The sequence below is a fragment of the Aestuariivivens sediminis genome, assembly GCF_022662105.1.
GTDB classification, from domain to species: Bacteria; Bacteroidota; Bacteroidia; order Flavobacteriales; family Flavobacteriaceae; genus Aestuariivivens; species Aestuariivivens sediminis.
On record NZ_JAKMCP010000001.1, the window covers coordinates 900,168 to 914,049 of the forward strand.

Sequence of the window (13,882 nt, forward strand, 5' to 3'; positions counted from 1 at the left end):
TAATATCCCGGTCCGTTATGCCTTAATTACTTTAAAAAGGGCTAAAATATAACCGTAATGAAGCCCTTCGTGAACCGCTATAAATTGTAGGGCATCATCGATATGACGCAAGGTGTTGCCTGTTGTAGATACCGTATACGAAGTATAGTCTTCAAAAACACCGTTGTCATAATCGGTTTTGGTCTGGCTTATGGTTGTACTTAACAAGTCCTTGATCTCATTAACGGCTTCTTGGCTTAAAGGGTGGCTTGGTTTACTGCCCTTTCGGTAATTGTCAATCATTTCGTCCGACAGGGACGATTCCAATCCAGATAGCTTATAGGCCAATAACTGCTCCGTAACTAAAACGTGTCCGATATTCCATATGATGTTATTGTTAAAGCCCGCAGGGATTTTATTTAAATCTTCAAGGGTGTTGTCTTCGATGATCCCTTTGAAAATTTTACGTGTATTACTTAAAACTTGAAACACAAAATCCATATTATTTAATTTTTCGATAAATATAGTTTTAATTTGTTTTTAGAAACTCATGGAATGATGAAAAAAGTATATTATCTAAAAACCTGTAATACCTGCATTCGCATTTTAAAAGCACTGAATCTCCCTCCGGAATTTATTTTACAGGATATAAAGCACGATGCCATTACGGTAAAACAACTGGAGGAAATGAAATCCCTTGCCGGAAGTTATGAAGCCTTGTTCAGCAAACGCGCAAAGTTATACAAGGAGATGGATTTAAAAAACCAAAAGCTTGAAGAACGGGATTACAAGCATTATATATTAGAGCACTATACCTTTTTAAGCAGACCGGTAATTATCATTGACCATGATATTTTTATTGGTAATTCCAAAAGGTCGGTGGAGGCCGTTAAATCCAAACTCCAAGCGCACTGAGCCTTACTTCATATTCCTATACCGAAACGGATATCCTCAGGAAAGAGCGTTCCGTTCTGTTAAGGGAAATGATACAATTTGCGATGTTAATCCATGAATATTACCACTTAATTTAAATTGTCCTTCATACCATTAAAGCAGCATGTTACACCCATTAAAAAAGCGCCAGGTCCCATTCATATTAATTTTATCTTTACTATCTTTTGGGACTTTTAAAGCACAAAATCGATTATCCACTGGAAAGATGGATGGAAAGACAGAGCAACAGATCCTGGAAGAATACAAGTATTGGTCTGCCGTAAAGGAGGATTGGGCCAATTTAGCGTATTACAGAGACGCCAATGCCTCACTAAATGCTCCGGGAGAAAACGAGAACCGGGTGGTATTTATGGGAAATTCCATAACCGAAATGTGGCAAGTCCATGCCCCACCATTCTTTAAGAAGACCGGGTTTATTAATCGAGGGATTAGTGGGCAAACCACACCTCAAATGTTAGTTCGTTTTCGACAGGACGTTATTGAACTTCGACCAAAGGTCGTGGTCATACTTGCCGGCACCAATGACATTGCAGGGAATACCGGCCCTACAACAAACCACATGATTTTAAATAACATCCTGTCCATGGTCGACATCGCTCAATCAAACCGTATTCATGTCGTGTTATGCTCTGTGTTGCCGGTTAACCATTATCCCTGGGCCCCTGAACTGCAACCGGCCCAAAGGGTGATCTCACTCAATGCATCACTGGAGTCCTACTGTAAAAAGCACAACATCCCTTATGTCGATTATTATACCGCTATGGTTGATGCTGAACAAGGCTTACCTACCAGGTATGCCCCGGATGGCGTGCACCCCAACACACAGGGCTATGCCGTTATGGAACCCCTGGTTATGGCCGCGATTAACACCATTTTAGAAACAAAGGGCAAAGATTAATTCGAAGGATACCAGGCCTTCCTTAAGGTCTTCAAAGACCTTTAACACATCTGCGGGCAAGGTGTTAGGGGTAATACTCCAGGGTTCTTTCAACGAGAATATAAAGCGGTTGATTTTTTTCATGATCAGAAAGCAAACATTCTATCCAATCGCCATGAGTGTTATAGGTGTATTTGGCCATAATCTCGGATACTTTTTTATCCTTTTTAAATACGGTATGGCTTATATGATTGCCCTTATCATTGTATTTATCCACGGATTTACGCGTTCCTGCAGCTTCCAAAAATTCCATTAACTGATGCGCGTCATTAAAAATTTCGGTCGTTGTATACTCTAAATTCCCTTTGTCGTCATAGGTATAAATAATATGCTTTTTGTTATGGTCCAAATAGTCATGGGTCCGCTTAAATGTTCGTGTCGTTCCCTTTATTTTCAAAAATCCCGTCTTACTGGGCATTTGTTCCACAATTTTAATTTCTTCCTTCAGGTTATCATCTTCCGTGTAGTTGTATTCCCAGGTCGTGATACTCATATCGTGCATTCTAACAGGTGGCAACCCCTTTTGCAAGGACCTTTTCTCCAAGCTCTTTTTTTTCATCTTCAAAAGGCCGTTTTCCAAATAATCATATTCCCACTGAACCGTTATGGTATCGATGGTTTTTGGATATAAAGGCCCCATTTGAGTAGTATCCACGTACATCAACTTCTCTTTCAGCAAATGCCCTTGTGCATCAAATAATTCAAAATGATGATTCTTCCATAACTCGAGGGTATCAAATGTCCTTTCGGTTATATGGTTCAGGCTATCCTGGTCTGAAAGATAATATCTGTGAAAGTCTTCGTCGGTAAGGTCCTTACTAAAATACTTATAAAACAATTTATTAAACCACCCTTTTATAGGAACTGCCCTTTTATTCCACCTTGTTTTTTCAAGACGCCCCAGAGCATCATAGGACATGTTTAAGACCACACTGTCTTGTAATTCAAACATGGTCATTACCGCTTTAACCACATGTTGGTTGTTATCATAGTAATAATTATCTTTTAAATAATATTCCCCTTTGTTATTGGGATAATATATTTCTGATGTCAGACCATCCTCGGTATAAACCATTTTACCCGTAAAAAAGTTTTCCCTAATGGGGTATCCGGCCCTGATAGTAAAAACAGGCTTTTCCTTAAACATTTCACCATTTAAAAATGTAACCTTATACAGCTTGGTTTCACTACTTTTTATCTGCTGTTTTTCATTGGCATCTTGAGTCCAGGAAATGAGGCTGACCAACATTAACAGCACTGCACAAAATGACGTCTTCATTTTCCTTATACTAAAATTCTTTAATTTAAAATTTCATCTTAGTAATTTACCCCTTTAATTCAACCCTTAAAATGATTTGCATCATTTTCCCATAACGGTAAAAAGGCATCCGAATTTTAAAAGGTACGCGCCCGACTGTATTTGCATTTTTACTATATTTCATGGCTCAAGTACACAGCCCATGGTAAAATTCTTTCGTAAAATCCGGCAACAATTGCTCGCTGAAAACAAATTCAGAACATATCTCGTTTATGCCTTTGGTGAAATTTTTCTTGTGGTGATTGGTATTTTGATTGCCTTGGGCGTTAACAATTGGAACGAAGAAAACAAGGAGCATCAATTGGGTAACGATCTATTGATTAGAATTCACAGGGATTTGGTGCAGGACACCATACAATTCAGCCGTTTAATCAACCGCAATAACGCCTTAAGAGAAGAGCTCAAGCAGGAACTCGTCAATGTATACGATGGGATCGGATCTATGGAAGAGGTACATCGCTTGAGCGATACCTGGGACAACTTACTGGATCAGCAATTTGCGCCTAATGACAACACCTATCAGAGCATGTTACATTCAGGCTCCGTTGGGTTCATTAAAAACCCCGAATTAAAAGATGCCATCATAGATTTATACAGTGATTACGATCAAATTAGTACGTTGTTAGGATCTATTAGCGATTGGATGATTGGTATTGCCTCCCATATGGATTCTGAAACGGACTTTATTAAATTCGGCAGTGGGGTCTCTGACCTGTTTACCACCCCGGAAATGTTCAATGCGGATGATTATGCCTTTCTCAATGAAAAGGATCATCCCAAGTTTAAATTGTTTATTAGGGCCATGTCTTCGGTCGCATTCTACCAAAAAGTCAATAACCATTATCGGTCAGAATTAATTAAGAAATGCACTACCGTTTTGAACCGTATTGATCACGAACTACAGAAGCAGTAAACCATTAGAAAAATCAATTTAGAATGTTCGAAACACCAGGTCATGAACATCAAAAAAATACTTAGTAACCTTTATGGCAATACCATTATCAAAATCTTTACAGGTATAAATAATTATCGATAAAAACGTCTCGGAGGACCAATAGTATAATGAAATACCGGAGTCAATTAAAGGGACAAAGGCATCATACCCCCGATTTTCCTCTTTACCCTCTCCCCCTGGTGAAAAAATAATGGGTTGTCCATACATTCTTAAGTTCAGCGCCTTTGTAATTTCATTAAAATAGGCTGTAATTACGTATTGGTCTACTCGCTTTCCTGAAAACCCTTCCATGAGCAACCGCTGCCTTGTTATGGTTGGTGCTAAATCTGTCATCATTAAGATTGATTTAAAAATATTTTATTAAGGTAAGTCCTATAAAACTATCCTTCCTAAAGTTCGATAAAAACAATTCATTATGGTCTATACGGCTAAATATTCGCCCTTCTAATTCAAGTTTCATACTTTCTCCTAGTCGTCTTGAAGCCTCTATTCCTATTATTTTACTGCTCCTTTCCAAATCGCTTATAACTCCCAATAGAATAGACGTGTCCTGCACATCATTAAAGGCAATTCTTGAACCCAAAAAGCAATCATTTTGCAAAGCATTAAATGCAAGATCACCCCTGTCGTCATAAAGATACTCCATTATTAATCCGACATCAATTCCTGAGCTTTTTATATTGCCAATGGTATATTCAAAACCAGCTGTAAGCGCCAAAAAATTCTGAAGTTCGCCGGATCTGTAAATAGATTCCAGTTTCCACAAAAAGGCATTATTGGTAATCTGCAGGTCCAGTCCCACCTGATGAATAACGGGATACAAGGCTGATATACCGGATGGTGCATCAAATTGTACAAGGGGTTCCCGGCCTGTCCCATAAAAATAAGACAACCCTAAATCAACACTGTTAAAGCTATTGTTATACCTCAAAGCAACATCCTGATGCCATTCCTGAGCTGCACTTTCATAAAGCACATCATCGGTGTTAATGATTATGGGAAATCGGAATCGCCCTTTTGCCCCTGGCAAGGTTCTCTTTCTGTGATAGGGCAAATAAAACAGATCCAAAGTGCCAAGGTTGGTATAAATGGAAAACTGCACCATGGGCTGGCCCAGTTTTTCCTCACCATCAAAACTTTCGATGGCATCGGTCTGATTGATAATGTCAACCAAATGGTTGCTCTCGGTAACACCCCAAAAGACCTTCTTTAAGCCAATACTCAATTCCCAGTTCCCTCTTACCTTATGGAAATAGAATTCCCTGAAATCAAAATGAGTTCTTTCATCATCACGATCCATCCTTACAAACCCTTCTATGTTCATACTATGGTCTCCATCATTCCAATCCAGAGTGTATTTGGGTCTTAATGCCACCGACGGATAGTATCTTTTCTGGTCGTTGAATGCCGGGGCTTCCAAAAAATATCTGTTTTCCAATTCAACATCCAACTCCAAGTCATGATTGTGTACTTTAACAATGGTGTCATTCTGAGCATTTGCAACACTTAGAAACAGACCCACTAAAATATATATTATATGTTTTTTCATCATTTTTCTTTTAAGTTCATTAAACTAATTCCCGTTAACCTCACGTGCCTACTTCCTGTAATGAACTCACCTGGCAGCTGTACTATTTGTTGCCGATTTTAAAACATCGGGGGCTTTAATCAAGGCCCCCAATGTCATCATCAACCAACAAATTAAAATCGAAGCAGCACGATTCTAATTTCTCTTTAAAGCATTTTGGGTGAAATCATCATCCGTTAAGTTCACATCAAAATCATAGCTTAAAAATTGCAACTGTGTTTCCTTTTTACTTTGGTGGTTCACCATATGCAGTTCCGCTGCTCTCCAAAATTTGTTCTTATAAAGGTTATAATTGGCATAGGTTAAGGTCTTTAACAAGGCATTCTTCCTATCATAAAAATCAATTGATTCTATCCGGTAACCCGCATCCTGGTTATAGGTCACGACTCTTCTGGTATATCCGGATTTTGGATCGACGGGATATTGTTCAACGACCAGATAGTTATTCTGCTCCTTCAAAAATTTGTAGGTGTATTTCTCTACTTCCTGTGATGATAAATCCTCATAAGCAAATTCACTTCCCACAAAAGGTCCCGATTTGTTACTGGAAGAAATGCGCTTCACTCTTTTAATCGAGGGCAAATACAACCACTGATCGTCGGGTTCAATCTTATGGGTATAGGTTAAGGTGGATGTCCCCTTAACATCCTTAGGGCTGCTGAATACAATCAAAGATTTGTCGCCGTCCTCAACCAACTCGAGAGTTCTCACCTCTAAGGCACGTTCACTCACTTGTCCGTTCTTGTTTTTTAAAACCATCTTTAAAGTCGAGGCGGAGCTCTTGAAGCCCATATCTGCCTTTTCAGCAGCTATTGCAATTTCCAGTCCTCTGTCTTGTGCCTGACTTGCCGTGTAGACGGTAAGTAACAGGACCATTGTTAATACTGTATTTTTCATGTTTTCTGTTTTTAATTGTTATCTGTAAAATAAAATTGAGGTGTATTTCCTCCTGGCCCTTTTTATGGGGCTTGTTAATATGAGCAATGCCGGTAGTAGTAAAAAGTCGATGATGAGCGCTGCTATAATAATGACCACCGTAATTCTGGCCATATAACTATTTAGTGCAAAGGAAGAGGTAGACAGGACTAAAAAACCGGACAGTAACACTATGGTTGTTGTAACCAAGGCCTTCCCCACGGTTTGGAAGGCATATTCCACTGCCCGTTGCGGACTGTGTCCATACTCTCTCCTGGCTCTCAGGAATTTACTCATAAAGTGTACGGTGTCGTCCACTATGATGCCCAGAGTCATTCCAAAAACTATGACCATTCCTGTATTGATCTGGGCCTTGTACAACGCCCAGATCCCAAACCCAACCAATACTGGGGCCACATTTGGTATTAAGCTTAAGAGCCCGAGTTTAAAATTCCTTAATGCTAACATGAGGACAAGAGAAATTAACAGAAGGGCTACGATATTACCCTTAAACATACTGTTTGCCTGTCTAAATCCAAGTTTAGAGAACATGAGCATCGGGCTTACGCCAATGGCATGCATATAGTCCGGGGTATGTTGGCTTAACCAATCTTCACCTCTTTTGGCAAAAGCGATCATATCCGGGCTGTCTAAGTTTTTAACCGTAACGGTAACCCTGGATTCAGATTTGTCAACATTAATCTGGTTATTTAAGTCCAACCCAAATGGCAAGGACAATTCATAAAGCAATAAATACTGTGCAGCTTCCTCACGTGAATCCGGTATCCTATAATACCCTTCATCATCCCCATGCATCGATCTATTAATGCGCCGGGCCACTTCACTAAAGGCACTCACATGAATGACTTCAGGTTGTTCGTATAGCCAATCTTCAAATTCATTTAGCTTCTTTAAATAGTCGGGGTTGTTGATGCCCCCGCTCTCACCACTTCCAATGGAGTATTCGACGTTATAAACCCCTGTTAAATGGTTGCTGATATAATCGGTATCGGATCTAAACTGAACGGTTTGATCAAAGTAATTGATGAACTCGTCATTAAAGCTGTTTTTGGTGGACAGATAAGTTAACCCCCCAATAATTGCTACGGAAATTACGGTGATGGCTATAGGCTGTCTAATCACCAGACTTGATAAAATCGTATGCCATTCGTAATTAAACCTGGAGACCTTTCCAGTCTTATCCACTCGACCCTTTTTTAATGGCAAAATTGCCATAAGTGCCGGTAATACCGTTGTCGAATAAAGAAAGGCCATCGTCATGCCAAATGCAACTATGTTTCCCAAGTCCCAAAACGGTGGTACATCCCCAAAATTCATGGTCAGGAAACCAATAACCGTTGTTAGACTGGTTATAAAAACCGGCATAAAATTCAGACGCATCGATTCGATCAAGGCATCAAACTTGCTCATACGCTCCTTTCTGATTTTCTGAAGCATGGTCATTAAGATATGTATGCTATCGGCAACTGCTAAGGTTAGAATCATGGTAGGGAATACCGACGAGGGCGGTGTTAATTTAATTCCCATGATCCCTACAAAACCCACTGAGCTAATGATAGAAAACAGCACGACCAATAGGGTAGCGAATGTGCTTTGAACACTTCGGGTTAAAATAAAGGTAGTCAGAATTACAATGAGTAACATGATACCGGTTAGGGCCATATCCTTCATTGAGGCTTCAAAAAAGGCCGTGGTTAAGGGCACCATTCCAGAGGTATGAATCTCGAATTGCGGGTACTTTTTCTGAAATTCAGTAATCATTGCCCTAATGGAATTCATTACCTCAGGCACTTCCAGGGCACTGTCTTCTCCGGGTAGTCGAACCGTTATGTTAATGGCCGTTACACTACCCTCAGGGTTAATAATCCTATTAACCAACATGGGCTCGCTTAAGGCGATTTGCCTAATATCCTCTATTTCCGATTCACTCTTATTTATGGAATCATAGGACAAATCATCCACATACAGATCGTCATTCTCGGCCCTGGTATATTGAAAATTGGTAATTGCATCAACTCTGGACGAGTAGGGGGTGTTCCATGCCTGTTGGGTTAGTTCCTCAATAGCGGTAAGGTTGACCTTAGTAAAGATATTTTTGTTTTTTGGGGATAAAACCAAAATAACATTATCATCCTTGGTGTACTTATCCTGCAAAGCATCAAAGGCTTCCAGCTCAGGATTGGATTTACTAAAAAATACATGGTAATCCCCATCAAATTTCATCGCCCCTTGTAACCCCAACACGGTGGTTAACACAACGGCTGACACAAAGACATACCATTTATTTTTGATCACAAATCTTGCCCAGTTGATGGCAAATTTGTTTGCTGAATTTTTTATTTTTTTAAACGCATTCATAAGGATTTATTTAATAGTGTTCTTAAAGTTTTGATTACCGGATTTGCCATCCGCCAATAGGTTAGAAACAGTTCGTTTAAACCTACATTATCGATAATATGAACGGGTATTATCGTTTGAAATACCACGCTGTTCTCCGTTCGGAGCAACGCTCCAAAGGTGCTTTTGAATCGGGCATCCTCAGTAAAAACATTAATCTCATGTATGTGACGTTCAAGCATTTTCATTTGAGGCTTTGTGAGCTTGAAACATCCTATGGCAATCTTGATATATCTCGCGCCTATCTCCAGATAAAATCCAGGCTCATCTCTCTGCCTCCTGCCTTTAGGACTAATCAATGCGGACTTGAACAGTTTATAGGGGGTCCCATCTCTATTGAATCGCATGTCCTTCTGAATCCTGAATACCGCATCATTAGCTTGAATGTCGATAGATGGATCTTCAAAGTTTATGGCTTCCAAAAGGTCTTCAACAAGTCGATTAAACGGACCATGAACATCGTTCTCGTAACGGGATTTGTTAAGTACGAACCATTCGCGACTATTGTTTTGTTCGAGCGCTTCAAAGAAGGATATATAGTCTCGTGTAAAGTATTTTGAATCTGTTTCCATGCTTTATGATTTTAAGGGGTCCATTTGTTTCGAAGGGTTAAGCACTAATTTTCGCAATGTGAAGATGTGCAACAGCAGCGCTATGGGAGCAGCTATACCTATTATGAGCATCATGGGAAAAGCACCGGCCATGGCCGTGTTTGGGAACTCCTTGAACCATATGGGATCGTGTTTTAACAAAATAAAAAGCACAACCAACAAGTCTATAGTACCAATTATGGTTAACATCCAAAGCCCCGGTCTGAACCATTTGCTGCTCTTCAGGAACGCAACCAAAGTCAATATGGCAATAAGACCGGTAGTGGCATCACCATACCCGGAAGCCATAAATGCTTTTGGTCCTATGCCCCACAGAGCAATCAGGAAAAATAGGGATCCCAACATTCTCCAAATCTGGCCCAGTGCCAGATCTTTAAAGGAAATAGCATTCAGTATGGTTCGAAAATGTTCGCTTTTAAACATAAGCAGTACGGCAATTACCGGGACAAACAGGCCAATTAAGAATTTGGGAAAGGCATCCTCCTGGTCATGGACAAAGGTTCCCGCTAAGGTTAAGATGTATATTGCTATAACCCAGATCCCTATTCCTGCAAGCCCTAATTTTTGATACCATTTTCTTAATGAAGGCTCCAGGTTGGATTTTTTTATCCCATTCCAAAACACAAGGACAAAAACGGCAGCCGCTAAAAGACTTATTATTACTGAAACTGTTTTAATGAGTAACATAGTTATTGTTTTTTAGTTTATTTTATTTTTCATTCTTATAATCACTGAGCAATTCGCGCCCTGTAAAGTCATATTGATCCCATTTTGGTAAGGGGTGAAAATGTCCGGCCTGAACATCCCTGAACATTCTTTCAATAGCATGAGATTTATAGAAGCTCTGGCCTCCAATCATATCCATGCATTGGTTAACCGTCGATATACAGGCCTCTGTTACATTCGTTTTCAAGCTTAAAATATCGATGGTCGTTTTATGGTTTGGTTCGAAAAGCAGGTCCCCAGCCTGTTGCACCATATACTGCCATTGCGTCCAGGCCATTATGAGTGCGTTATAAGCTTTTCCTACGATATAGTTGAGGTGCTTTTGATTTCTGGAATACGTTTTACCTATCCCAACGGCATCATGAAACGCACTTTCCGCGATACCAACATAGGCGGACATGATAAGCGGCATGGCCACTGGTATCACAACATTCCATACCCCATGGTATGCCCCCTGAGGCCTTTGTAATGAAATGGCCGAATCCGGAATAAATACCTTATCGAAAACAAGGGTCTGCGATCCGGTGGAACGCATACCCATAACATCCCAATCATCCAAAATATTAACACCGAATGAATTGGTTGGAACCCCAAAATGAAATACCGAATTGCCTTTATCTGCATCTTGGTAAATACCACTGGTAACGATCAGGTCGCCGGCAATGGACTGAGAGGCAAAATGTTTTTTACCTGAAAATAAATAGCCTCCCTCTGTCTTTATTAAAGACCCATTAGAACTGAGCCAATCCCTGGCACCCGTACTGACAAGAACCAGTTGGTGTTTAGCGACATTCTTGAGTAACACCTTATTGGATCCATCCTGGTAATATTTCCATACACTGGCTGCTATTAAATGCTGGTGCATGGATAGTGCTAAAGCCGTAGAACCACATGATTTACCAATAATTTTTAGGCATTCACATATGTCCTTGTAGCTTACGCCCCTGCCTCCCAATGCCTTGGGAATCATTGCAGAAAAATAGTGGTGCTCTTTTAAGACCTCATAATTGTCGTAAACAAAACCACCGTTGTCGTCATGCGCTTTAGCATTTTCTTTAAATGCTGTTGCTAAGCGCTCCGTTAAAGCAACCCATGAAATATCTGTTTTCTCCTTAAACATGATTGAACTCTTTTTAAGTTTCCATGCAAAGGAATAGAACAAATAGGGTTTAGATTATTCAATAAAGTCCAATGTTTTGACTGAGAAGTCCAGACTAGTAAACTGAAGGTTTTTTAGTTTGTTTTCCTAAAGGAAGAAGGTGTTGTACCGTATTTTGATTTAAAAGCTCTGCTAAAATGAGCAACACTTTCAAACCCGCAATCGTACGCAATTTGAGAAATCGTATCTAAATTATATGTTAAGAGTTCGGCTGCTTTCTTCAGCCGTCTTTCAAGAATCCATTTTCCGGGACTCGTGTTATAGTGATTTTTAAAATCCCGTTTAAAACTGGACTTGCTTCTGTGACATAACTTTGCCAATTGCTCCAAACGTAAATTGTAATGAAAATTCGCTTCCATAATATTAGGAAGTGAAGGGAGGTCGCTTAGGGTGGTACTTTTTAAATAAGAAGCAATCTTAACATTATTCTTGCTGTTGGCCAGGCTTAGCAAAAGTTCCTTGGCCTTTAACTGAAGAATACTGTTCAGTGGTTTATTGGTATCGTAAAAATATCCCAATAAGGACTGAAAAAAAGATTTAAATTCAACATTTATTTTAATGCGGTCTATAATAAAGGTATCGGCCCCTTCCACATGCTTAATAGGAATATTTTTTATATCCTCTTTTAGACTTGACTTTATAATATCGTCTGAAAAGAATATCCCCAGCATACAGAACTCTTCCTTGAAATTTTGCTTGATTATCGAAGCTCCCTTTTTAATATATATGGCTTCCCCCTTCTTGACCGCCCATTGTGACTCCTTAGTACTCCAAGTTTTTTCACCACTTAATATGTAAATAATATAATCGTACTGTGACCAGATTTCTACAGTATCCTGTTCAAGAGGGCATTTATACTCAACAAATAAGAGATTATCGACTTCAAATTTATTGAAGACGATATCACTCCTCATGGTTTCGTAAAAGTCGTATACCATAACTATGTATGACAGGATCCCTCAAAATTAATTAATTTTTACCAATTCCATCACCCATCATAAACCTGTACTATACGTTAAAGGGCATCATTCCATTAAGGAAAAGTCCAGCCCTATGATCATGCTTAAAATGATAGTTATGCCGGGTAAAACTATAATGCTATCCGGAATGTATTTAAAAAATGGTCACCTTTAATAACCACGAAATATGAGGAATTACCAGGACTCGAACCTGGATCTAGACCTGCCCGAATTGCTTCAGGAAGGCGGGGTTTAGGAAACTCCTATTCCCTGCCTGCCGTAGTGGCCTTACCAGGACTCGAACCTGGATCTAGACCTGCCCGAATTGCTTCAGGAAGGCGGGGTTTAGGAAACTCCTATTCCCTGCCTGCCGTAGTGGCCTTACCAGGACTCGAACCTGGATCTAGAGTTTAGGAAACTCCTATTCCCTGCCTGCCGTAGTGGCCTTACCAGGACTCGAACCTGGATCTAGAGTTTAGGAAACTCCTATTCTATCCCTTGAACTATAAGGCCATTTGTTTGGCACGCAGGCAGGTATCCCTTGAACTATAAGGCCATTTGTTTGGCACGCAGGCAGGTATCCCTTGAACTATAAGGCCATTTGTTTGGCACGCAGGCAGGTATCCCTTGAACTATAGAGCCATAAATGGCGTCAGGCAGGCGGGGGTCCCATAGTCGCTATGCCCAATGGGTAGCAAACATACTAAACTTGGATAACATAAAAAAGCTTAAATAAGTCGATGTTAAGGCATTCTATTGTGCTTCCCCCCTTATCTATGGTATTGAACAGATATGCAGCATGACCCGGATATTAAAGCAAAGGCATTTCAATAAGGAGATATAAAGCATATAATAGGTACGAAACCCCTATAAACTCACGGTGTTTGCTGCCTTTCCCGGAACTATACGAATCCCCTGTTTGAATTTTCCTGTACTTCTGTAGCAATCCTATCAAAATTTACTATCTTTAAATGCAACTTTGAGATCTCATGCATTTATGTATATTCATATATTATATATATCACCTTCTAACCCATTAAATTATTGACTTATGGATTTCAAGAAAACCATTATTAATCTTTTCACTTGCCTTATTCTATCGCCTATTATTGTTTATATCATTTTAGGTATTGCCAGCTTAGCGGGATCGACTTACGAGATGTCGCACGGAGAAACCTGGATCATTTGGCTGCTTATGGCCATAATGATCAATCTATCGATTTCGAAGAAATCAACCTGAATACGGAGACAGCCTATTTATTAGGCAGCTATCGTGTGGAAGGATTCCATTTTAATCACACCCAAAACCACTTCATTGGAGTGGTTTTTTAGTGCTCTTCCGCTTTGGATCCAAACAGGTGAA

The 13,882-nt window shown here is 39.8% G+C and carries 14 protein-coding genes and 1 tRNA gene; 4 read left to right on the forward strand and 11 right to left on the reverse strand.

Features of this window, described 5'->3' with window-relative positions; translation table 11 throughout:
• Positions 1 to 15: 15 nt before the first annotated feature.
• Positions 16 to 480: a DinB family protein gene (locus tag MR054_RS03825; protein ID WP_242156240.1), complete on the reverse strand. Its 465-nt coding sequence runs from the start codon at positions 478 to 480 to the stop codon at positions 16 to 18.
• 57 nt (positions 481 to 537) lie between these two features.
• Between MR054_RS03825 and MR054_RS03830 the strand changes: the two genes are divergently transcribed.
• Positions 538 to 894, forward strand: a complete 357-nt coding sequence (locus MR054_RS03830; protein ID WP_242156366.1) for an arsenate reductase family protein — start codon at positions 538 to 540, stop codon at positions 892 to 894.
• A 244-nt stretch (positions 895 to 1,138) separates the two neighbouring features.
• Positions 1,139 to 1,831 (forward strand): SGNH/GDSL hydrolase family protein, encoded by a 693-nt coding sequence (locus tag MR054_RS03835; protein ID WP_242156241.1) that lies wholly within the window; start codon positions 1,139 to 1,141, stop codon positions 1,829 to 1,831.
• A 64-nt stretch (positions 1,832 to 1,895) separates the two neighbouring features.
• On the opposite strand, the gene MR054_RS03840 is transcribed toward MR054_RS03835, so the two are convergent.
• Positions 1,896 to 3,149, reverse strand: a complete 1,254-nt coding sequence (locus tag MR054_RS03840) for a hypothetical protein (RefSeq protein WP_242156242.1) — start codon at positions 3,147 to 3,149, stop codon at positions 1,896 to 1,898.
• Between the two features lie 181 nt (positions 3,150 to 3,330).
• On the opposite strand from MR054_RS03840, the gene MR054_RS03845 reads away from it, so the two are divergent.
• A complete protein-coding gene (locus MR054_RS03845; protein WP_242156243.1) occupies positions 3,331 to 4,101 on the forward strand; it encodes a DUF6090 family protein in 771 nt (256 codons plus the stop codon).
• Between the two features lie 18 nt (positions 4,102 to 4,119).
• Here MR054_RS03845 and MR054_RS03850 read toward each other — a convergent pair whose 3' ends face one another.
• From MR054_RS03850 to MR054_RS03890, 9 genes are all read right to left on the reverse strand, one after another.
• Positions 4,120 to 4,479, reverse strand: a complete 360-nt coding sequence (locus MR054_RS03850) for a hypothetical protein (protein WP_242156244.1) — start codon at positions 4,477 to 4,479, stop codon at positions 4,120 to 4,122.
• Between the two features lie 10 nt (positions 4,480 to 4,489).
• Positions 4,490 to 5,692, reverse strand: a complete 1,203-nt coding sequence (locus MR054_RS03855; protein ID WP_242156245.1) for a hypothetical protein — start codon at positions 5,690 to 5,692, stop codon at positions 4,490 to 4,492.
• 174 nt (positions 5,693 to 5,866) lie between these two features.
• Positions 5,867 to 6,628 carry an outer membrane lipoprotein-sorting protein gene (locus MR054_RS03860; protein WP_242156246.1) on the reverse strand — a complete coding sequence of 254 codons (762 nt, stop codon included), beginning with the start codon at positions 6,626 to 6,628 and terminating at the stop codon, positions 5,867 to 5,869.
• Between the two features lie 18 nt (positions 6,629 to 6,646).
• Positions 6,647 to 9,025, reverse strand: a complete 2,379-nt coding sequence (locus tag MR054_RS03865; protein WP_242156247.1) for an efflux RND transporter permease subunit — start codon at positions 9,023 to 9,025, stop codon at positions 6,647 to 6,649.
• Positions 9,022 to 9,636, reverse strand: coding sequence for a DUF2461 family protein (locus tag MR054_RS03870; RefSeq protein WP_242156248.1), 615 nt, complete (start codon positions 9,634 to 9,636; stop codon positions 9,022 to 9,024). Before MR054_RS03870 ends, MR054_RS03865 begins: the two co-directional genes overlap by 4 nt.
• Positions 9,637 to 9,639: 3 nt before the next feature.
• Positions 9,640 to 10,362 (reverse strand): hypothetical protein, encoded by a 723-nt coding sequence (locus MR054_RS03875; protein ID WP_242083934.1) that lies wholly within the window; start codon positions 10,360 to 10,362, stop codon positions 9,640 to 9,642.
• A 22-nt stretch (positions 10,363 to 10,384) separates the two neighbouring features.
• Positions 10,385 to 11,521 carry an acyl-CoA dehydrogenase family protein gene (locus MR054_RS03880; protein WP_242156249.1) on the reverse strand — a complete coding sequence of 379 codons (1,137 nt, stop codon included), beginning with the start codon at positions 11,519 to 11,521 and terminating at the stop codon, positions 10,385 to 10,387.
• Between the two features lie 113 nt (positions 11,522 to 11,634).
• Positions 11,635 to 12,498 carry a helix-turn-helix domain-containing protein gene (locus MR054_RS03885; protein WP_242083932.1) on the reverse strand — a complete coding sequence of 288 codons (864 nt, stop codon included), beginning with the start codon at positions 12,496 to 12,498 and terminating at the stop codon, positions 11,635 to 11,637.
• Positions 12,499 to 12,960: 462 nt separating this feature from the next.
• Positions 12,961 to 13,032 (reverse strand) — tRNA-Arg (locus MR054_RS03890).
• A 573-nt stretch (positions 13,033 to 13,605) separates the two neighbouring features.
• Between MR054_RS03890 and MR054_RS03895 the strand changes: the two genes are divergently transcribed.
• A complete protein-coding gene (locus tag MR054_RS03895; protein WP_242156250.1) occupies positions 13,606 to 13,851 on the forward strand; it encodes a hypothetical protein in 246 nt (81 codons plus the stop codon).
• Positions 13,852 to 13,882: the final 31 nt, after the last annotated feature.

Bases quoted from the DNA above. Each gene is read 5' to 3' on its own strand.
- MR054_RS03845 (WP_242156243.1), top strand. From the start codon at position 3,331: ATGGTAAAATTCTTTCGTAAAATCCGGCAACAATTGCTCGCTGAAAAC.
- MR054_RS03840 (WP_242156242.1), bottom strand. From the start codon at position 3,149: ATGAAGACGTCATTTTGTGCAGTGCTGTTAATGTTGGTCAGCCTCATT.
- MR054_RS03825 (WP_242156240.1), bottom strand. From the start codon at position 480: ATGGATTTTGTGTTTCAAGTTTTAAGTAATACACGTAAAATTTTCAAA.
- MR054_RS03880 (WP_242156249.1), bottom strand. From the start codon at position 11,521: ATGTTTAAGGAGAAAACAGATATTTCATGGGTTGCTTTAACGGAGCGC.
- MR054_RS03875 (WP_242083934.1), bottom strand. From the start codon at position 10,362: ATGTTACTCATTAAAACAGTTTCAGTAATAATAAGTCTTTTAGCGGCT.
- MR054_RS03865 (WP_242156247.1), bottom strand. From the start codon at position 9,025: ATGAATGCGTTTAAAAAAATAAAAAATTCAGCAAACAAATTTGCCATC.
- MR054_RS03830 (WP_242156366.1), top strand. From the start codon at position 538: ATGAAAAAAGTATATTATCTAAAAACCTGTAATACCTGCATTCGCATT.
- MR054_RS03850 (WP_242156244.1), bottom strand. From the start codon at position 4,479: ATGATGACAGATTTAGCACCAACCATAACAAGGCAGCGGTTGCTCATG.
- MR054_RS03835 (WP_242156241.1), top strand. From the start codon at position 1,139: ATGGATGGAAAGACAGAGCAACAGATCCTGGAAGAATACAAGTATTGG.
- MR054_RS03860 (WP_242156246.1), bottom strand. From the start codon at position 6,628: ATGAAAAATACAGTATTAACAATGGTCCTGTTACTTACCGTCTACACG.
- MR054_RS03885 (WP_242083932.1), bottom strand. From the start codon at position 12,498: ATGGTATACGACTTTTACGAAACCATGAGGAGTGATATCGTCTTCAAT.
- MR054_RS03870 (WP_242156248.1), bottom strand. From the start codon at position 9,636: ATGGAAACAGATTCAAAATACTTTACACGAGACTATATATCCTTCTTT.
- MR054_RS03855 (WP_242156245.1), bottom strand. From the start codon at position 5,692: ATGAAAAAACATATAATATATATTTTAGTGGGTCTGTTTCTAAGTGTT.